A 16,853-nucleotide genomic window follows, 5' to 3' on the forward strand; every position below is an offset into this window, starting at 1 on the left:
GGGTCCGTTTCTTGGGGAGGATTAAAGAAAACGGCCGCTCGGGGAGCGGCCGGTGGTCGTGGCGGTCAGACGGCCTGGGCCCCCGTCTCGCCGGTGCGGATGCGGATGACGTCGAGCACGTCGGAAACGAAGATCTTGCCGTCGCCGATCTTGCCGGTTCGGGCGGCGGTCTGGATGGCGTCGATCACCGAGGAGACCATGTCGTCGGGAACCACCACCTCGATCTTGATCTTGGGCAGGAAGTCGATGACGTACTCGGCTCCGCGATAGAGTTCGGAATGGCCCTTCTGGCGACCATATCCCTTGGCCTCCAGCACGGTCATGCCTTGCACCCCAGCGTCCTGGAGCGCTTCCTTCACTTCATCGAGCTTGAACGGCTTGATGACGGCTTCGATCTTTTTCATCGGCGATCCCAGGCGGGCTTAATACGCCGCGCGCTCGGGCGGTAAAGGGACATTGCATTGCACAATAAGGCAAGCCTTTTTCGGGCCCCGTCGCCATCCGTGAACGGAAGACCCGGGCGGTGACCGCGTCCGCCCTGCCCGACTGGCGCGACAGCCTGCCCTGGCCCGGGCCGGAGACGCACAAGCACGCGCGCGGCCGGCTGGGGGTGGTGTCGGGCAAGGCGACCCAGACCGGCGCGGCGAAGTTGGCGGCGCGGGGCGGACTGCGGATCGGCGCCGGGCTGGTCCGAATCCTGTGTCCGCCGGACGCCGTGGCGGTCATCGCGCCGGCGATCGAGGCGATCATGCTGACGCCGTTCGGCTCGCCCGAGGCGCTGGCCTACGAGGCGCGGACGATGGATTCAGTGGTGATCGGCCCGGCCGCCGGCGTCGGCGACGTAACCGCGATGAACCTGCGCGCCCTGGCCGAGACCGGCGCGGCCCTGATCATCGACGCGGACGGGCTGACTTCCTTCGAGCATTTTCCGGGCGAGCTGTTCGAGGCGCTGGACCGGGATGACGTGCTGACGCCGCACGAGGGCGAGTTCAAGAGGCTGTTCCCCGGCCTGCTCGACGCGGGCCGCGAGGCGGCGGCGGTCGAGGCGGCGAAGCGCGCGCGGGCTGTGGTGGTGCTGAAGGGGTCCGCGACGGTGATCGCCGCGCCCGATGGACGGGTGGCGGTCAACGGCAACGGCACGCCATGGCTGGCGACGGCGGGCACGGGCGACGTGCTGGCGGGGATGATCGGCGGACTCGTCGCCCAGAGGATGGACAGCTTCGACGCCGCCCGGGCGGCCGTCTGGATGCACGCCGAGGCGGCGCGGGGCTTCGGGCCGGGGCTGATCGCCGAGGACCTGCCCGAGCGGCTGCCGACCGTGCTGGCGGCGCTGTACGAGCGGGCCGGCTGAACGCCGCCCGGTTCAATTCGTCGCCGAAGCGGCCTATTCGGACGGCATCGCCGCCGGAGTGCTGAATTGCTGATCGTCCTGTCCCCGGCCAAGCGGCTGGATTTCACCGAAGCCGATCCCGCCCTGCCGGCCTCGGAGCGGCGCTTCCGCGAGGACACGGCGTCACTGGCCCGGACCGCCCGGGCCCGCACCGTGGCGGAGCTGCGTCGGTTGATGGGCATTTCCGACGACCTGGCGCGGCTGAACCGCGAGCGCTTTCAGGCCTTCGACGCCGAATCGACGGACGGGGTGCAGGCCGCCTTCGCCTTCGCGGGCGACGTCTACGAGGGTCTGAAGGCCCGGGAGCTGGATTCCGCGGGCCTGGCCTTTGCGCAGGCGCACGTTCGCATCCTCTCGGGCCTGTACGGCCTGCTGCGGCCGCTGGACCGGATTCAGCCGTACCGGCTGGAGATGGGCACGCGGCTGAAGACGCGGCGCGGCTCAAGCCTGTACGATTTCTGGGGCGACCGCATCTCGAAATGCCTGAACGCCGACGCCGAAGGGCAGGACGATCCGACGCTGGTGAACCTGGCCAGCCAGGAATATTTCGGCGCGGTCGACGCCCGGGCGCTGAAGCTGCCGGTGGTGACGCCGCATTTCCGCGAATCAAAGGACGGCGAGAGCCGCATCATCTCGTTCTTCGCCAAGAAGGCGCGGGGCGGGATGGCCCGGTTCGCCATCGACGAACGGATCCGGCGGGCCGAGGACCTGAAGGCCTTCGACCGCGACGGCTACCGCTTCGACAAGGCTGGATCGACCGAGACGGACTGGATATTCACCAGAACAGGAAATTCGTGACGGGCTGTCGCCTTCGCAGCCGCGAAGGGCTAGGCTGACCGCGAGACACAGACGGACGAGACCCAATGTTCCAATGGCCCAAACGCGGTGACGGTTCGGAAGCCGGAAACGCGCCTTTCCGTGACGTCGGCGACCTGAAGGGTCAGGTGGCGGTGATCTCGGGCTCGACGTCGGGGATCGGCCTCGCCTTCGCCCGCGCCATCGCCTCGCGCGGCGGGGAGGTGGTCCTGAACGGCCTGGGCGATCCGTCGGAGATCGAGCGAACCCGGGCCGAGATGGAGGCCAGCTGCGGCGTGCGGGTGCGCTACCACGCCGCCAACATGCTGCGCGGCGACGAGGTCGCGGACATGGTCGCCTACGGCAAGCACCAGCTGGGCCGGGTCGACATCCTGATCAACAACGCCGGCGTCCAGCATGTCGAGGCGGTGGAGAAATTCCCGTCCGACAAGTGGGAGCAGATCATCGCCATCAACCTGTCCTCGACCTTCTACGCCACCCGGGCGGCGATCCCGATCATGAAGGCGCAGGGGCGCGGCCGGATCGTCAACGTGGCCTCGGCCCACGGCCTGGTCGCCAGCCCGTACAAGTCGGCCTATGTCGCCGCCAAGCACGGCGTCATCGGCTTCACCAAGACCGTGGCGCTGGAGGTTGCCGAGGACGGCATCACCTGCAACGCCCTGTGCCCCGGCTATGTCGAGACGCCGATCGTCGAGAAGCAGATCGCCGACCAGGCCCGGACGCGGGGCATGTCGAAGGAGGCGGTGCTGAAGGAGGTGATCCTCGGATCGCAGCCGACCAAGCGGTTCGTGACGACGGACGAGCTCACCGGGATGATGCTGTATCTGGTCAGCGACCTGGGGGCCTCCGCCAACGGGGCGAGCTTCTCCATCGATGGCGGCTGGACGGCGCAGTAGCGCGGGAACGGTCAGGCCCGGGCGATCCAGCCCCGGAAGGTGAAGCCCGCGTAGAACAGCTGCGGATCGACGAAGCCGGCGGCGTGAAGAAGATCGACTTCCGCTTCGGGCGTGAGGATGGAAAGTCGATCGCCGAGCGCGCGTGCGCCGCCGCTCGCCTTGTCGACGTCCACACCATGGTCAGCGGCGAAGGCGGCGAAGCGGTCCAGCCAGACGCCGCGCGCGGGGCCGTCCGGCAGGCTGTGGTGGGCGACGACGAAGGCCGCGCCCGGCTTCAGCCGACGCCTGACCTCGGTGAGCGTGGCCAGCCGCTCCGCCAGCGGGACGAAATGCAGCGTCAGCAGGCAGGAAGCGCCGTCGAACGGACCCTCCGGCGCGGAGTCGATATAGCCCTCATGCAGTTCGGCCCGCCCGGCGAGCGGTCCGAGGGTGAGCCCCGCGAGCCTGAGCATCTCGGCGGAAGGGTCGATCCCGACGAAGCGCCAGCCAGGCTGGGCCTCGGCGAACGCCCGGAGCTCCAGCCCTCCGCCGGCGCCGACCACCAGGATGCGACCATCGGCCGGCGCCGTCTCCGCCAGAAGCAGGCGGGTCATGCGCTGCAGGTCGCTGAAGCCCGGCACGAGCCGGGGCGGGTTTTCGGCATAGCGGGCGACGGCGGCGGGATCGTTGAAGCCGGTCAAGGCCGGTCGGGCGTCCCGCCCGCCTCCTCGAGAACGAGCGCGCGATGGGCCGCGACCCCCGCCATCACGCCGGCGGCGGACGCGAGTGTGGCGTTGTACATGGGCGTGGCCGCGTCGCCGGCGGCGAATACGCCTGCAACGCTCGTTTGCTGCATCTGATCGACCTCGATGTAGGGACCGGTCATGCCCTCCGCAAAGGCGCAGCCGAGCTGCTCCGCCAGCGGGCTGGCGACCCGTGTTTTCGGCGCGGTGAACACCGCCTCGAATGGAAGCTCGCGGCCGTCGGCAAGACGCAGGGCCTGGATCGCGGCGCCTTCGCCCAGCAACTCGACGACCGGCGTGCGTTCGATCTCCACGCCGCGCCGGACCAGCAACCCCGCCTCCTCGGCGGAGGGTTCGAACACCCCTTGGGTGAAGTAGGTCGTGGGGCCCCAGTCGGGCAGGATCATCGCCTGGTGGACCGCCGCGGGCGTATTGGCGATCGCGGCGAGACGACGGCCGCTCACCTCATAGCCGTGGCAGTAGGGGCAATGGAGCACGCTCACGCCCCATCGCGGCGCCATTGATTCAAGCGGCAACTCGTCCACCACGCCGGTGGCGAGGACGAGCTTGCGACCGTGGGCGTCCGATCCGTCGGACAAGCCCAGGACAACGCCATCGTCGGCATATGATGCGGACAGGGCCTCCGCATGGACGAAATCGAGCGTCGGGTAGCGCGCCAATTGGGTCAGCCCCAGACGCATGATTTCCGCGGGCGCGACGCCATCCTGGCCGAGAAAGCCATGAGAGGCCGCAGCGAAACGGTTGCGGGGTCTGCCGGCGTCCACCAGCAGAACGCTCCGCCTTGCCCGCGCGAGTTGCGTGGCCGCGGACAGCCCGGCGAAACTGCCTCCGACAATAATGACATGATAGCGATCCATCCGACTCTCTCGTAACGTAACAAGTTACAAGACATATTCGCCAGGGCCGTATCACGCAACTCCCTTTGTTACGTGTTCCGATATGAGCTAGAATGACGGAATGCCTACCGACAACCGACTGTCCCGGATGCTGCATGTGCTGATCCACATGGATCACATCGGCGCTCCCGTGACCTCCGAAACCATCAGTCGAATGCTCGACACAAATCCTGTCGTGATCCGACGAACCATGGCCGGCCTCAAGGCGGCGGGGTATCTGTCCTCAGAGAAAGGCCACGGCGGCGGCTGGACGCTTGCCAGACCGCTCGATGAGGTGACGCTGCGCGACATTCACCTCGCCCTTGGCAGTCCCAGGGTGTTCGCGATCGGTCTTGCAGACGACGATCCCCGCTGTCTCGTGGAACGTGCGGTCAACGGTGCGCTGAAGGATGCGATGAGCGAAGCCGAGCAGCGTCTGCTGACACGCTTCGGCGAGGTGACGATCGGCGCCCTCTCGCGCGACGTCGCCCTGTTCGGCGGCGCCCGGGTCGATGCTAACCGATGAACCCGGCGGCGCGCCTCAGCCGATCGTTGATCGCCTCGCCGAGGCCGCGCGCGGGGATCGGCGAGACCGCGATGCCGGCCGGCCTTTCACGGTCCGCCTCGCGCAGCATCCGGAACAGATTGGCGGCGGCCTGGCGCAGGTCGCCGGAGGGGCTGAGACTCCAGCGCGGGTCGCCGGCGCCGGAGCCGAAGCCGAGCAATATCTCGCCCGGATGGGCCGCCTCGGCGTTGATCCGCACCGGGGCGTCGGGGGCGTAGTGCAGGGCCGTCCGGCCGGGCGAGCGATGCCCCTCCCCGTCCCGCTCCAGAGAGCCGACGACCGCCTCGATCTCTTCCCGGGTGACCGAGCCGGGGCGCAGCAGGGCGACGCGGCCGTCCAGCACGGACACCACCGTGCTCTCGACCCCGACGGCGCAGGGGCCGCCGTCCACGGCGTCGGCGGCGGCGAAGCCGGTCTCCTCCAGGGCGTCGGCGAAGGTGGTCGGGCTCGGCCGGCCCGAGCGATTGGCGGAGGGGGCCACGACGGGCTTTCCGAAGGCGGCGATAACGGCGCGGGCGCGGAGGTGGCCCGGTACGCGGACGGCGACGCTGTCGAGGCCGGCCCGGGCGAGGTCGCAGACGCGGGTCCGGTCGCGGACCGGGGCGACGATGGTCAGCGGACCGGGCCAGAAGGCCTCGGCCAAGGCGCGGGCGCGATCGTCGAAGACGGCGATGGCCTCGGCCTCGACGGCGTCGGCGACGTGGGCGATCAGCGGGTTGAAGCGAGGCCGGCCCTTGGCCTCGAAGAGGGCCGCGACCGCGACGGCGTTCCCGGCGTCGGCGGCGAGGCCGTAGACGGTCTCCGTGGGCAGGATGACGAGACCGCCGGCGGCCAGCGCCTCGGCCGCCTGCAGGTCGGTCGCGCCTAGGCCCGACGCGCCTGGAGCGATACCCGCACCGTGACCTCGCGACCGAGTATCCTGTTCCACGCGCCTGCGGTCCCTATTCCGAACTGGGTGCGGTCCAAGGTGAACGCGCCCGCCAGATGCGCCCGGTCGCCGGTGACGCGCAAGTCCACGGGGAAGCTGACCGGGCGGGTCCGGCCCTTTATCGTCACCTCCGCGCGGGCCGTATAGCGATTGCCGCCGAGCGAGCGGAGAGATTGGAGCTCGAATCGGACGACCGGATGACGGGCGGTGTCAAGCAGGTTGGAGCCCCGGGCGCGACTGGTCAGGGCCGACGACCGCATTCTCAGCGAGCCCGCCTGGACCAAGACCGTCGCGCGGGTACGCTCGGGCGCCTCGGGGTCGAAGATGATCTCGCCTCGCCAGTCCTCGAACCGGCCCTGCTGGGAGCCGCCGAAGGCCCGCACCGTCAGGTCGATGGTCGAGGCCTGACGCACGACCACCCAAGACGGGGGCAGGGTCGCGCCGCCGAGGGCGAGCGCCAGCAGCCCGGCGAGAACCGCGCGCCGTTTCACGGCCGGCGCGGGATCAGCGGAATCATCCGGTGCAGGACGTTATCCCGGTCGATGAACTGGTGCTTCAACGCCCCGACGATGTGAAGGACCACGAGGAAGATCAGCAGTTTGGCCGCGGCTTCGTGGACATCCATCAGATCGCCCGCGGTCTCGCGTCCGCCGCCGATGGGCAGCAGGGGCCATTCGAACAGGCCAAACCAGACGATGTCTCGTCCCGCCGCCGAGGACGCTGCCCAGCCGACCAGCGGCATGGCGATGAGCAGGACGTAGAACAGGACGTGGTTGGTCCGGGCCAGAAGCTTCTGCCAGCGTGGCATCCCCAGCGGCAGCGGGATGGCCGGATTGGCGATCCGCCAGCCGAGTCGGACCAGGGTCAACGTCAGGATGCTGAGGCCGACGGATTTGTGGAGGTTGAGGAATTCGCGCGACGCCGACCCCTCCGACGCCTCATGGGCGGTGATCAGGCCGATCTGGGTGACCACCAGTGCGGCGATCAGCCAGTGCAGGACCAGCGATACGGTCGAATAACGGTTGCGTGGTTCCGCCACGGCCTTCTCCCTCTCCGATGCGTCGAAGCTGCAAGGTGGCCCAGACGACATGGTTCGCCAAGCCGCACCTTGCCTGACCCGGCGGCAAGGCGGCATGAACGTCGGCAACGTTTCGAGAGCAGAGCCGATCCATGACCTACCGCGCGCCCGTCCGCGACCTGATCTTCACCCTGACCGAGGTGGCGGGCGTCGACGCCGTGACGGCGACCGGGGCGTTTCCCGACTACGATCCCGAGGTGATGTCGGCCGTGCTGGAGGCGGCGGGACAGTTTTCAGAAGGGGTGCTGGCGCCGCTGAACCGGGTCGGCGACCAGAAGGGCTCGACCTACGCCAATGGCGCGGTGACGGCCGCGCCGGGCTTCGCCGACGCCTATCGCCAGTTCGCCGAGGGCGGCTGGACCGGCCTGTCCGCCCCCGCCCACGCCGGCGGCCAGCAGTTGCCGAAGGCGCTGGAGCTGGCCGCCTACGAGACGGTGCACGCGGCCAATATGGCCTTCGGCCTGTGCCCGATGCTGTCGCTGGCGGCGATCGAGGCGCTGGAGGCGGTCGGAACCGAGGCCCAGAAGGCGACGTATCTGACGAGGCTGGTGTCCGGCGAATGGACCGGCGCCATGGTGTTGACCGAGCCGCACGCGGGTTCGGACCTCGGCGCGCTGACGGCCACGGCGATCCCGAACGGCGACGGGACCTACGCCCTGACCGGGCAGAAGATCTTCATCACCTGGGGCGACCACGACGCCACCGACAACATCGTCCACATGGTGCTGGCCCGCCTGCCCGACGCGCCGCCGGGACCGAAGGGCATCAGCCTGTTCCTGGCGTCGAAATACCTGGTCAGGCCAGACGGGACTCTGGGCGACCGCAACACCTTCCGGCCGGTCGGGGTCGAGCACAAGCTGGGCATCCACGCCTCGCCCACCTGCGTCATGGCCTATGAGGGGGCGACGGCGGAACTGGTCGGCCAGCCCAACCAGGGCCTGGCCCATATGTTCGTGATGATGAACGCGGCCCGGCTGGCGGTCGGGGTCGAGGGCGTCGGCATCGCCGAGCGGGCCTATCAACAGGCGCTGGGCTACGCGCGGGAACGGCGGCAGGGCCGATCGGCGTGGACCGGCGAGGCCAACGCCCCGATCATCGATCATCCGGACGTGCGCCGCACCCTGTCCGTAATGAAGGCGAAGATCACCGCCGCCCGCGCCATCTGCCTGTCGACGGGCGTGGCCGCCGATCTGGCCCGGCACGCCGCCAGCGAGGAAGACCGCCGCCGCTGGAAGGCCCGGGAAGACCTGTTCACCCCGATCGCCAAGGCCTGGTCGACCGATGTCGGCGTAGAGGTGGCGTCATTGGGGGTGCAGGTGCACGGCGGCATGGGTTTCATCGAGGAGACCGGCGCGGCGCAATACTACCGCGACGCCCGCATCGCCCCGATCTACGAGGGCACCAACGGCATCCAGGCCATGGATCTGGTCGGGCGCAAGCTGGGGCAGGACGGCGGCCAGTCGGCGCGTGAGGTGATCGCCGACATGAAGGCGACGCTGGCCGTGCTGCCGCGGCTCTATGCAGGCAAGCCGATCGAGCGGTTCGCCAACGCCATCGAAGCCGTAGAAGACGCGACCCTGTGGCTGCTGGACCGCAAGGCCTCGGCCGACGGGGCCGCCGACGTGCTGGCTGGGGCCGACGCCTATCTGAAACTGATGGGCGACGTGGTCGGCGGCTGGATGCTGGCCAAGGGGGCCTTGGCGGCGCGGACGATTCTCGACGCCGGCGAGGGCGACCCGGTGTGGCTGGAGGGGCGGATCGCCCTGTACGAGGTCTACGCCGCGAATGTGCTGGGCCACGCCTCGAGCCGGCTCGCCTCCGTCGGCCAGGGCGGCGACCTGCTGGAGCGGATGAGCGCGGACGTGCTGGCGGGTTGATCAGGGCCCGGCGGGGGCGTCCAGCAGGGCGATCGCTTCCCGGACATAGGCGGCGTGAGCGACGATCCCGATGCCGAGCGGCTCGTCGCCGGGACGCACTTCGGACACCAGCACGCCGGCGATGAAGGGGTGTTCGGGCTGGACCGTGCCGGGCAGCTTGCGCGCCGACGGGGTCCAGAACACCGGGCCGCCCGAGTTGCCCGGGAAGACCGGGAAATCGAGCAGGAAGACCGGGAAGGTCTCGATCGGCGTCAGCGGCCACGAGGCGATGCGGCCGACGCGCAGGATGGGGAAGCCGGCGGTATTGGACGAGTAGCCGCGCGGATAGCCGAGGGTGAGCAGTTCGTCGCCCGGTCCGACCTGCCAGGCGTCCAGTGCATCGGCCTCGGCCAGCCACCCCAGCGGGATGGCGGCGCGCGCAAAGGCCGGCGGGGCCGAGACCTCCATAACGGCGATGTCGCGCTCCGGGTGCCGGGTCCAGACCGGATCGCCGTTCTCCTCGCGGATGCGCAGGGGCTCGGGCGCGTATCGCCAGCCGCCGCCGGGCATCTCCACCCGCCAGCCGATCCGGGCGTCGGCCGCCGGCATGCCGTCCAGCACATGGTGGGCGGTGACCAGGACGGTGCGCGGCTGGCCATCGGGCCGCGGCGCATCGATCAGGAAGCCCGTGCCGACGCGTCGGGTGGCCTGGTCTCCGTTGCGCTGGTCCAGCTGCACCGTGGCAGCGATCAGGCCGACCGTCAGGTCCCATGACGGGGCCTGCAGGGCGGCGACGGGCGGTTCCTTGACGGGATCGGGCGGGGTCTGGAGGTCGAACATGAGGATTGAGCGGGCCTTGTCCGTTTGTTCATTTGACGGCGACGCCGCCGCTCGCACAAGGTCCCGCGGTCAAATCCGCCTGAGGGCCAAACACGATGAACCGCCGCGACCTGCTCGCCACCTCCGCCGCCGCCCTGGCCGCGGCCGCCCTCCCCGCCCAAGCCCGCACTCCCGGAGCCTCGATGCCTCAGACCACGCCCGTCCCGCCCGTCGCCCGGAAGATGCCGGTGCGGATCGAACAGCTGGGCCGGGTCCGGGTCGACGACTATCAGTGGATGAAGGACGACAACTGGCAGGCGGTGCTGCGCGACCCGACCCTGATCAAGGCCGACGTCAAGGAACACCTGACCGCCGAGAACGCCTACCGGGAGGCGATGCTGGCCTCGACCCTGCCGCTGCAGGCGCAGATGTTCGAGGAGATGAAGGGGCGGATCAAGGAGGACGACAGCTCCGTTCCGCGGGCCGACGGGCCGTGGGAATATTTCACCGAATACAAGACCGGCGACCAGCATCCCCGCTACATGCGCAAGCCCCGCGCCGGCGCGGGCGATCCGCACATGCTCCTCGACGCCAACGCCCTCGCGGCGGGCAAGGCATATTCCGAGGTGTCGGCGGCGGACCACAGCCCCGACCACGCCCTGTTCGGCTATGCCGAGGACGCGCAGGGGTCGGAGGTGCACCAGATTTACGTCAAGGACCTGGCCACCGGGGCGGTGCTGCCCGACCCGATCCAGTCGGCGACCGGCAACTTCACCTTCTCGCCGGACAGCCAGTGGATTTTCTGGACCAATCGCGACGACAACGGGCGGCCGGACAAGATCTTCCGCCGCCCCGCGCGCGGCGGCGAGACCGCTCTCGTCTACGAGGAGGCCGACGAGGGCATGTTCATCAGCGTCGGTCGGACCGCCGACGACGCCTTCGTGGTCATCTCGATCGCCAACCAGGAGACCTCTGAGGCCCGGATCATCCCGGCCTCCGACCCGACCGCAGCGCCGATGGTGCTGGAACCCCGGCACGTGGCCCGGCTCTATGACGCCGACCACTGGGGCGACCGCTGGGTGATCCGCACCAACGCCGACGATTCGATCGACTTCAAGATCGTCGAGGCCCCGACCACCGCTCCGGGCAAGGCGAACTGGAAGGACCTCGTCCCGCACACGCCGGGCCGCTACATCGAGGGCGTGGCGCTGGTGAAGGACTATATCGGCCGTCAGGAGCGGGCCGACGCCAACACCCGCATCATCATCCGCGACCGCGCCGGGGCCGAGCACGAGATCGCCGTCGACGAGCCCGCCTATTCGCTATCGCTGGGCGGGGCGTCGGAGTTCGACACCACGGTGATGCGCTACGGCTACAACTCGCCGTCGACGCCGACCTCGACCTATGACTATGACCTGAAGAGCCGCGAGCGGACCCTGCGCAAGGTGCAGGAGGTGCCGTCGGGCCACGACCCGGCCGACTATGTGGTCGAGCGGCTGAACGCCCCGGCGGCGGACGGCGAACTGGTGCCGGTGACCGTGCTGCGCCGCAAGTCGACTCCGGTCGACGGGTCCGCCCCGCTACTGCTGTACGGCTACGGCTCCTATGGCATCCCCATGGCGGCGAGCTTCTCGACCAACCGGCTGTCGTTGGTCGATCGGGGCTGGATCTACGCCATCGCCCATATCCGCGGCGGCTCGGACAAGGGCTGGAACTGGTTCCTCAACGCCCGGAAAATGACCAAGAAGAACACCTTCACCGACTTCATCGCGGCGGCGGAGCACCTGATCGCGCGCGACTATGCGAGGGCCGGGAACATCGTCGCCCAGGGCGGGTCGGCCGGCGGGCTGCTGATGGGGGCGGTCAACAACATGCGGCCGGACCTGTGGGCCGGGGTGATCGGCCAGGTGCCATTCGTCGACGTGATCAACACCATGAGCGACACCTCGCTGCCGTTGACCCCGCCGGAGTGGCCCGAATGGGGCAACCCTATCGAGGACGCCGAGGCCTACGACTACATGATGAGCTACAGCCCCTACGACCAGGTCGAGGCCAAGGCCTATCCGGCCGTGCTGGCCACCGGCGGCCTGTCGGACCCGCGCGTGACCTACTGGGAGCCGGAGAAGTGGGTGGCCAAGCTGCGGCCGGCCACCACCTCGGGCAAGCCCGTGCTGCTGAAGATCAACATGGAGGCCGGCCACGGCGGGGCCTCGGGCCGGTTCGACTACCTGAAGGAGGTCGCCCACGACTACGCCTTCGCGGTGTGGGCGATCGACAAGGGCTGGGAGCGGGCTTGACCGCTCCCTCGCCCGCCGCGGGACCTTACGGGTTGAGGGTCCAGACGTAGGGGCCGGTCTCATCGGCATGCATCGGCACGAAATTGCGGGTCTCGTAGCCGTTCGGGCAGGTGTCGCTGCCGTCGGACCAGAACGTGTAAGGCCCCGGATACTGGACGCAGAGCGCATGGTTTCCCGACCATGAGCGACCCGATCCATCCGTGGCGTCGCCGTACATGTAGAAGTTGGCGTTGTCGGTGCTGAACAGGTCGACGCAGGCGTCGGCGTAAACGTCGTACCAGCCCCGGTTCACGAACTGGCCCGTGCCGACCTCGACATATGAGATGGCCACAGTGGCGTTCCGCCCGCTGCGATTGCAGACCTGGATGTCGACCGTCGCCGGCGCCATGCCGGGCTTGGTCTGGGCCGTCGCGGGCGGTGGCGCCAGCGCGATCAGGCTGGCGGCCGCGGCCGCTGTCACGATGGTGGTTTTCACTGGTCTGGTCTCCCCCGGATAACGGCGGCAGATTATCAGAGGCTGGCGCCGAATCCAGTGACGGTTGCTGACGTTCAGAAGACAAGGCCGACCCCATGATCCGCACGATCCGCGACGCCACGGCGGACGACCTTTCCGGGATCGCCGCCCTCTACGGGCGCGAGGTGCTGAACGGCACGGCGACCTTCGAACTCGAGCCGCCGGGACAGGACGAGATGGCGCGCCGGTTCGCCGCGGTGAAGCGGCACGACCTGCCGTGGCTGGTCGCCGAGATCGACGGCGCCTTCGCCGGCTACGCCTACGCCTCGCCCTTCCGGCCGCGCCCGGCCTATCGCTACGGCGTCGAGGGCTCGATCTATGTCGAGGAGACGGCGCGCGGCCACGGCGTCGGCCGGGCCCTGCTGGAGACCCTGATCGAACGGGCGCGCGCCAGGGGTCTGCGGCACGTGATCGGGGCGATCAGCGACAGCGAGACCAGCGCCGCTTCCATCGCCCTGCACCGCGCCCTCGGTTTCCGCGACGCGGGCGTCTACCGGCAGGTGGGCTGGAAGTTCGACCGCTGGCTGGATGTGACGTTGATGCAGCTCGATCTCTCGCCCGGGGGCGCGCCGCCCGAGGCGCCGGGGCTCGACCTCACCGGAGGTCTGGCTTGAAGCCGGGCCCCGCACACCCTAGTTAGCCGCGATGCGCGTGGTCCAGGCCCTGATGATGCTGCTCGGCGCCCTCGCGGTGCTGATGATCGGCGCGCCGCCGGCGGACGCCCATGGCGACCTCGCTTCCGCGCCGCCCTGTCACGAGGCCCCGGCGCATCATCCGGACGTCGAGACGCCTTCCCCTGGCCCGGGCAAGGCCATGAAAGCGATGGACTGCTGCGTCGCCGTCATGACGCAACCGGCCTTGCGGTCGCCCGAACGCGCCAGGTTGGTCACGCCGCGACCGGCGACCGTTGGCGTTCCCGTGGCCCTGCCCGCCGGCGAACGGCCCGCCCCTGAACCGCATCCGCCACGGCCGGCTTTCCTCTGAAGACAGCCCGCGCGCGGCGACACGTCCGCGCCAAATCCAAGCTCATTCAGGAGGCCATTATGGCTGCCCGCTCCCTCGCGCCCCTCGCCGGCGCATCCCTGCTCGCCCTCGCCCTGCCCGCGGCGGCGCAAGACCATTCCCATCACCCTGCGCCGCCGGCGCCAAGCCCGGTGCCGGCCCCGGCCCCTGCCCCGGCTCCAACGCCCGCGACGCCGCAGGCCGATCGCCACGCCGGCCACGACATGTCCGAGGCCGCCTCTCCCGCGCCACAGACGCCCGAAGACCCGCACCGGGGTCACGACATGTCGACCATGGCTGGTGGAGAGGCGCACGCCATGACCAGTCCGCTGGGCAACTGGCCGATGAGCCGGGACGCATCCGGCACCAGCTGGCAGCCGGATCTGTCGGAGCATGGCGGCATCCATGTCATGCGCGGCGACTGGTCCTTCATGGGCCACGCCCTGCTCAATCTGACCTATGACTGGCAGAACGGCCCGCGCGGCGACGAGAAGACCTTCGTCGGGGGCATGCTCATGGGTTCGGCGCGGCGCGATTTCGCCGACGGTTCGACCCTCAACCTCCGCGCCATGCTCAGCCCCGAGCCGTTCATGGGCAAGGACGGCTTCCCCCTGCTGCTGGCTGCGGGCGAGACGGCGGATGGGGTCAACCCGCTGATCGATCGCCAACATCCACACGAGCTGGTGATGGAGCTGTCGGCCAGCTACGCGCGGCGACTGACCGACAAGGACAGCGTCTTCGCCTACATCGGCCTGCCCGGAGAGCCGGCCTTCGGACCGCCCGCCTTCATGCACCGCATGAGCGCCATGGACAGCCCGGAGGCGCCGATCACCCACCATTGGCTGGACTCGACCCATATCGTCTTTGGCGTCGCGACGCTGGGCTGGGTGCATGACGGCTTCAAGCTGGAGGCGTCATCATTCCGCGGCCGTGAGCCGGATCAGGACCGCTACGATATCGAGCGGCCGGAGCTGGACAGCTGGGCCGTGCGCGGATCGTGGAATCCCTCGCCGGAGTGGTCGCTGCAGGCCTCATACGCCGACGTCACCGCGCCGGAGCAGCTGGAGCCGGACGAGGACGAGACCAAGTGGTCGGCCAGCGCGATCCATGCGCGCCGGCTGGGCGCGGAGGGCTGGTGGTCGTCGACCCTGGCGTGGGGCCGCAAGACCAACGATCACGATGAGTCGAAGGACGCGTGGCTGCTGGAGACAGCGGTCAGCCCGAACGACCGCTGGACGGTGTTCGCGCGGGCCGAGCGGATCGAGACCGACGAACTGCTGCCGGGCGCGGGCGGCGGTCACGGCGATCTCCATACCGTCTCCAAGGCCTCCTTCGGCGCGGTGCATGACTGGCGGCTGGCGGAACACGTCCGCTTCGGTGTCGGGGCGCTGTACAGCGTGAACCGCGTCCCCGACGCGCTGGAGCCGGTCTATGGCGGCGACCCGGACGGCGGCATGGTGTTCGTGCGGCTGAAGATCGACTGAGGGCGAAGATCGCGCCGCCCGGCCTTCGGGTCAGTGCGGCGCGATATCCGCCGGCGGCGTGGTCAGCCAAGGAGCCAGCCGGAAGCGCCGCGGCGGCTCCCCCACCGTGCGGTGATGAATGAACTGGCGCGCGAAATCGACGACGGCGCGGATGGTGTGTTCGTCGAACGGCTTGGACACGGCCCCGAGGGCGCCGGCGAATCCGTCGGGAATCTGTTCCGGGTTGGCGGTCAGGAAGACCACCGCGGTTCCATAACCGCCGACCAGCCGCTGGGCGATGTGCGGGCCGGTCAGGCCGTCCAGGAGATTGACGTCGATCAGGGCCAGGTCGGGACGTTCGCGGTCGGCGATGGCCAAGGCGCTGGCCTGATCCATGGCGCAACCAACGACGTCGCAGCCGGATTCGCCCAGCACCAATTCCAGCTCCATGGCCAGCAGAGCCTGGTCTTCAACGATCAGGACCCGCAGGTCCGGCGGCTTCGACACCACATATCCCCCGACACGCCAACCGGACCCGTTTACCATCACTGTGTCCGATAGCGGACGGACAAACGCGTCGTTGGCTATTTGGTTCGGTGTGGAGTAACAATTCTTGGGCTTTTCAATCGTTGGGGGAACGATGGCTACCGCCGCCGCAGACGGTATTGTCGAAGATCAGCACCGGCTGCTGGGGGGCTACCAGCTGTTGCAGACCCTCGTCGCCATCCGCCTGCGCAGCGTCACAGATCCGGAAAGCGTGCGTCATCTGACGTGGCTGAGCGACGTCGCCGCCGCCATGGGACTGATCAGCCGGCGGATGACCGCGGCGGGACCGCTGGACTTCGGCGGCTATCTGGAAGACGTGGCCGCTTTCTGGACCCGCGCCTGCGAGGGCCGGCCGGTGCGGCTGGACGTGCGCGGCCAGTCGGCCCTGCTGCCCGACAGCCATCTGCTGCCGCTGGCCATCATCACCCACGAACTGATCTCCAACGCCTGCCGGCACGCCTTCCCGGATGAGCGCCGCGGCTCGATCGCCGTGGCCTTCTCGCGGGCCGTGGGCGGCGTCAGCCTGGTGGTGCGCGATTCGGGCGTCGGCGCGGAGACGCTGGAGCCGGGCGAGGGGCTGGCCCTGGTGAAGGGGCTCGTGGAGCACCTCGGCGGATCGATGAGCATCGAAACCGCCCCGGAGGCCGGGGTAGGCGTGCGCATCCGCCTGCCGCTGGAGTCGCCGTCGGCCCACTGAACGGGACGCCAGGCGCAGCCGTCGGCCGCTTGGGGGTGGAATTTCAGAAAGGGCGGATGGCTGGGGAACTAGGACTCGAACCTAGAATGACGGTACCAAAAACCGGAGTGTTACCATTACACCATTCCCCAGCAGGTCCGGCGTTTCCGGAGCCGTAGCGCCGGGAGGCGTGCGAGATACGACAAGGCCGCGGGCGATGCAAGACGCGGATTCCAGACTATTTCGCGGCGGGGCGTTTCCCCGCTTGCGAGGGGCAAACCCCATCGTTATAAGCCCGCTCCTCAAGTCGGAGTGTGGCTCAGTCTGGTAGAGCACTGCGTTCGGGACGCAGGGGTCGTAGGTTCGAATCCTATCACTCCGACCATTTA

19 protein-coding genes and 2 tRNA genes are annotated in these 16,853 nt (G+C 69.3%); 11 read left to right on the plus strand and 10 right to left on the minus strand.

Translation table 11 applies throughout. The features are described 5' to 3' along the window. Positions 1–65: 65 nt before the first annotated feature. The gene (locus ACSQ1L_RS03925; RefSeq protein WP_324777049.1) at positions 66–404 is read right to left on the minus strand and encodes a P-II family nitrogen regulator; all 339 of its coding nucleotides are present in this window, start codon (positions 402–404) and stop codon (positions 66–68) included. 119 nt (positions 405–523) lie between these two features. Here ACSQ1L_RS03925 and ACSQ1L_RS03930 point away from each other — a divergent pair, with 119 nt between their 5' ends. The 3 genes from ACSQ1L_RS03930 (at position 524) to ACSQ1L_RS03940 (ending at position 3,102) form a co-directional block, all read left to right on the plus strand. After that, positions 524–1,351, plus strand: a complete 828-nt coding sequence (locus ACSQ1L_RS03930) for an NAD(P)H-hydrate dehydratase (protein WP_435992140.1) — start codon at positions 524–526, stop codon at positions 1,349–1,351. A gap of 66 nt (positions 1,352–1,417) precedes the next feature. Beyond that, positions 1,418–2,188 carry a peroxide stress protein YaaA gene (gene yaaA, locus ACSQ1L_RS03935; RefSeq protein ID WP_435992142.1) on the plus strand — a complete coding sequence of 257 codons (771 nt, stop codon included), beginning with the start codon at positions 1,418–1,420 and terminating at the stop codon, positions 2,186–2,188. A 65-nt stretch (positions 2,189–2,253) separates the two neighbouring features. Then, positions 2,254–3,102 (plus strand): 3-hydroxybutyrate dehydrogenase, encoded by an 849-nt coding sequence (locus tag ACSQ1L_RS03940; RefSeq protein ID WP_435992144.1) that lies wholly within the window; start codon positions 2,254–2,256, stop codon positions 3,100–3,102. An 11-nt stretch (positions 3,103–3,113) separates the two neighbouring features. Here ACSQ1L_RS03940 and ACSQ1L_RS03945 read toward each other — a convergent pair whose 3' ends face one another. Next, a complete protein-coding gene (locus ACSQ1L_RS03945) occupies positions 3,114–3,782 on the minus strand; it encodes a class I SAM-dependent methyltransferase (protein WP_435992146.1) in 669 nt (222 codons plus the stop codon). Continuing rightward, positions 3,779–4,702: an NAD(P)/FAD-dependent oxidoreductase gene (locus ACSQ1L_RS03950; protein ID WP_435992148.1), complete on the minus strand. Its 924-nt coding sequence runs from the start codon at positions 4,700–4,702 to the stop codon at positions 3,779–3,781. Before ACSQ1L_RS03950 ends, ACSQ1L_RS03945 begins: the two co-directional genes overlap by 4 nt. Positions 4,703–4,802: 100 nt before the next feature. On the opposite strand from ACSQ1L_RS03950, the gene ACSQ1L_RS03955 reads away from it, so the two are divergent. Next, complete coding sequence (locus tag ACSQ1L_RS03955) at positions 4,803–5,246, plus strand: Rrf2 family transcriptional regulator (RefSeq protein ID WP_435992150.1); 444 nt, start codon at positions 4,803–4,805, stop codon at positions 5,244–5,246. Here the strand turns inward: ACSQ1L_RS03955 and ACSQ1L_RS03960 are convergent. From ACSQ1L_RS03960 to ACSQ1L_RS03970, 3 genes are read right to left on the minus strand one after another with little or no spacing between them, the layout of a single operon-like run. Further along, on the minus strand, positions 5,236–6,138 hold the full coding sequence (locus ACSQ1L_RS03960; protein WP_435992511.1) for an L-threonylcarbamoyladenylate synthase: 903 nt from the start codon (positions 6,136–6,138) through the stop codon (positions 5,236–5,238). The two genes, ACSQ1L_RS03955 and ACSQ1L_RS03960, sit on opposite strands and share 11 nt — an antisense overlap. An 11-nt stretch (positions 6,139–6,149) precedes the next feature. Beyond that, positions 6,150–6,704, minus strand: coding sequence for a YceI family protein (locus tag ACSQ1L_RS03965; protein ID WP_435992152.1), 555 nt, complete (start codon positions 6,702–6,704; stop codon positions 6,150–6,152). Continuing rightward, complete coding sequence (locus ACSQ1L_RS03970; RefSeq protein WP_435992154.1) at positions 6,701–7,252, minus strand: cytochrome b; 552 nt, start codon at positions 7,250–7,252, stop codon at positions 6,701–6,703. The genes ACSQ1L_RS03965 and ACSQ1L_RS03970 overlap by 4 nt, the downstream gene beginning before the upstream one ends. Before the next feature lie 131 nt (positions 7,253–7,383). Between ACSQ1L_RS03970 and ACSQ1L_RS03975 the strand changes: the two genes are divergently transcribed. Beyond that, positions 7,384–9,168, plus strand: coding sequence for an acyl-CoA dehydrogenase (locus ACSQ1L_RS03975; protein ID WP_435992156.1), 1,785 nt, complete (start codon positions 7,384–7,386; stop codon positions 9,166–9,168). Here the strand turns inward: ACSQ1L_RS03975 and ACSQ1L_RS03980 are convergent, their stop codons facing one another. Beyond that, a complete protein-coding gene (locus tag ACSQ1L_RS03980; protein WP_435992158.1) occupies positions 9,169–9,987 on the minus strand; it encodes a trypsin-like serine peptidase in 819 nt (272 codons plus the stop codon). 95 nt (positions 9,988–10,082) lie between these two features. Here ACSQ1L_RS03980 and ACSQ1L_RS03985 point away from each other — a divergent pair, with 95 nt between their 5' ends. Then, positions 10,083–12,263 (plus strand): S9 family peptidase, encoded by a 2,181-nt coding sequence (locus tag ACSQ1L_RS03985; RefSeq protein WP_435992160.1) that lies wholly within the window; start codon positions 10,083–10,085, stop codon positions 12,261–12,263. A gap of 25 nt (positions 12,264–12,288) precedes the next feature. Here the strand turns inward: ACSQ1L_RS03985 and ACSQ1L_RS03990 are convergent, their stop codons facing one another. Then, complete coding sequence (locus ACSQ1L_RS03990) at positions 12,289–12,738, minus strand: DUF1036 domain-containing protein (RefSeq protein ID WP_435992162.1); 450 nt, start codon at positions 12,736–12,738, stop codon at positions 12,289–12,291. Positions 12,739–12,833: 95 nt separating this feature from the next. Between ACSQ1L_RS03990 and ACSQ1L_RS03995 the strand changes: the two genes are divergently transcribed. The 3 genes from ACSQ1L_RS03995 to ACSQ1L_RS04005 are packed head-to-tail and all read left to right on the plus strand — an operon-like array spanning position 12,834 to position 15,263. Next, positions 12,834–13,391, plus strand: a complete 558-nt coding sequence (locus tag ACSQ1L_RS03995) for an N-acetyltransferase family protein (protein WP_435992164.1) — start codon at positions 12,834–12,836, stop codon at positions 13,389–13,391. Between the two features lie 31 nt (positions 13,392–13,422). Continuing rightward, positions 13,423–13,761 (plus strand): hypothetical protein, encoded by a 339-nt coding sequence (locus ACSQ1L_RS04000; protein ID WP_435992165.1) that lies wholly within the window; start codon positions 13,423–13,425, stop codon positions 13,759–13,761. 59 nt (positions 13,762–13,820) lie between these two features. Next, positions 13,821–15,263, plus strand: coding sequence for a hypothetical protein (locus ACSQ1L_RS04005; RefSeq protein WP_435992167.1), 1,443 nt, complete (start codon positions 13,821–13,823; stop codon positions 15,261–15,263). 30 nt (positions 15,264–15,293) lie between these two features. Here ACSQ1L_RS04005 and ACSQ1L_RS04010 read toward each other — a convergent pair whose 3' ends face one another. Further along, positions 15,294–15,749: a response regulator gene (locus tag ACSQ1L_RS04010; protein ID WP_435992169.1), complete on the minus strand. Its 456-nt coding sequence runs from the start codon at positions 15,747–15,749 to the stop codon at positions 15,294–15,296. A gap of 133 nt (positions 15,750–15,882) precedes the next feature. Between ACSQ1L_RS04010 and ACSQ1L_RS04015 the strand changes: the two genes are divergently transcribed. Further along, a complete protein-coding gene (locus ACSQ1L_RS04015; RefSeq protein ID WP_435992171.1) occupies positions 15,883–16,485 on the plus strand; it encodes a sensor histidine kinase in 603 nt (200 codons plus the stop codon). A 57-nt stretch (positions 16,486–16,542) separates the two neighbouring features. Here ACSQ1L_RS04015 and ACSQ1L_RS04020 read toward each other — a convergent pair. After that, positions 16,543–16,616: transfer RNA gene (locus ACSQ1L_RS04020), tRNA-Gln, on the minus strand. A 156-nt stretch (positions 16,617–16,772) separates the two neighbouring features. Here ACSQ1L_RS04020 and ACSQ1L_RS04025 point away from each other — a divergent pair. Further along, positions 16,773–16,849: transfer RNA gene (locus tag ACSQ1L_RS04025), tRNA-Pro, on the plus strand. The last annotated feature ends 4 nt before the right edge of the window (positions 16,850–16,853 follow it).

Source organism: Brevundimonas sp. LjRoot202, assembly GCF_964253355.1.
Taxonomy (GTDB): Bacteria; Pseudomonadota; Alphaproteobacteria; order Caulobacterales; family Caulobacteraceae; genus Brevundimonas.

Excerpts from the sequence above, each read along its gene's own strand:
- ACSQ1L_RS03925 (WP_324777049.1), bottom strand. The coding sequence starts at position 404 with ATGAAAAAGATCGAAGCCGTCATCAAGCCGTTCAAGCTCGATGAAGTG.
- ACSQ1L_RS03940 (WP_435992144.1), top strand. The coding sequence starts at position 2,254 with ATGTTCCAATGGCCCAAACGCGGTGACGGTTCGGAAGCCGGAAACGCG.
- ACSQ1L_RS03950 (WP_435992148.1), bottom strand. The coding sequence starts at position 4,702 with ATGGATCGCTATCATGTCATTATTGTCGGAGGCAGTTTCGCCGGGCTG.
- ACSQ1L_RS03955 (WP_435992150.1), top strand. The coding sequence starts at position 4,803 with ATGCCTACCGACAACCGACTGTCCCGGATGCTGCATGTGCTGATCCAC.
- ACSQ1L_RS03975 (WP_435992156.1), top strand. The coding sequence starts at position 7,384 with ATGACCTACCGCGCGCCCGTCCGCGACCTGATCTTCACCCTGACCGAG.
- ACSQ1L_RS03980 (WP_435992158.1), bottom strand. The coding sequence starts at position 9,987 with ATGTTCGACCTCCAGACCCCGCCCGATCCCGTCAAGGAACCGCCCGTC.
- ACSQ1L_RS03985 (WP_435992160.1), top strand. The coding sequence starts at position 10,083 with ATGAACCGCCGCGACCTGCTCGCCACCTCCGCCGCCGCCCTGGCCGCG.
- ACSQ1L_RS03995 (WP_435992164.1), top strand. The coding sequence starts at position 12,834 with ATGATCCGCACGATCCGCGACGCCACGGCGGACGACCTTTCCGGGATC.
- ACSQ1L_RS04000 (WP_435992165.1), top strand. The coding sequence starts at position 13,423 with ATGCGCGTGGTCCAGGCCCTGATGATGCTGCTCGGCGCCCTCGCGGTG.
- ACSQ1L_RS04005 (WP_435992167.1), top strand. The coding sequence starts at position 13,821 with ATGGCTGCCCGCTCCCTCGCGCCCCTCGCCGGCGCATCCCTGCTCGCC.
- ACSQ1L_RS04015 (WP_435992171.1), top strand. The coding sequence starts at position 15,883 with ATGGCTACCGCCGCCGCAGACGGTATTGTCGAAGATCAGCACCGGCTG.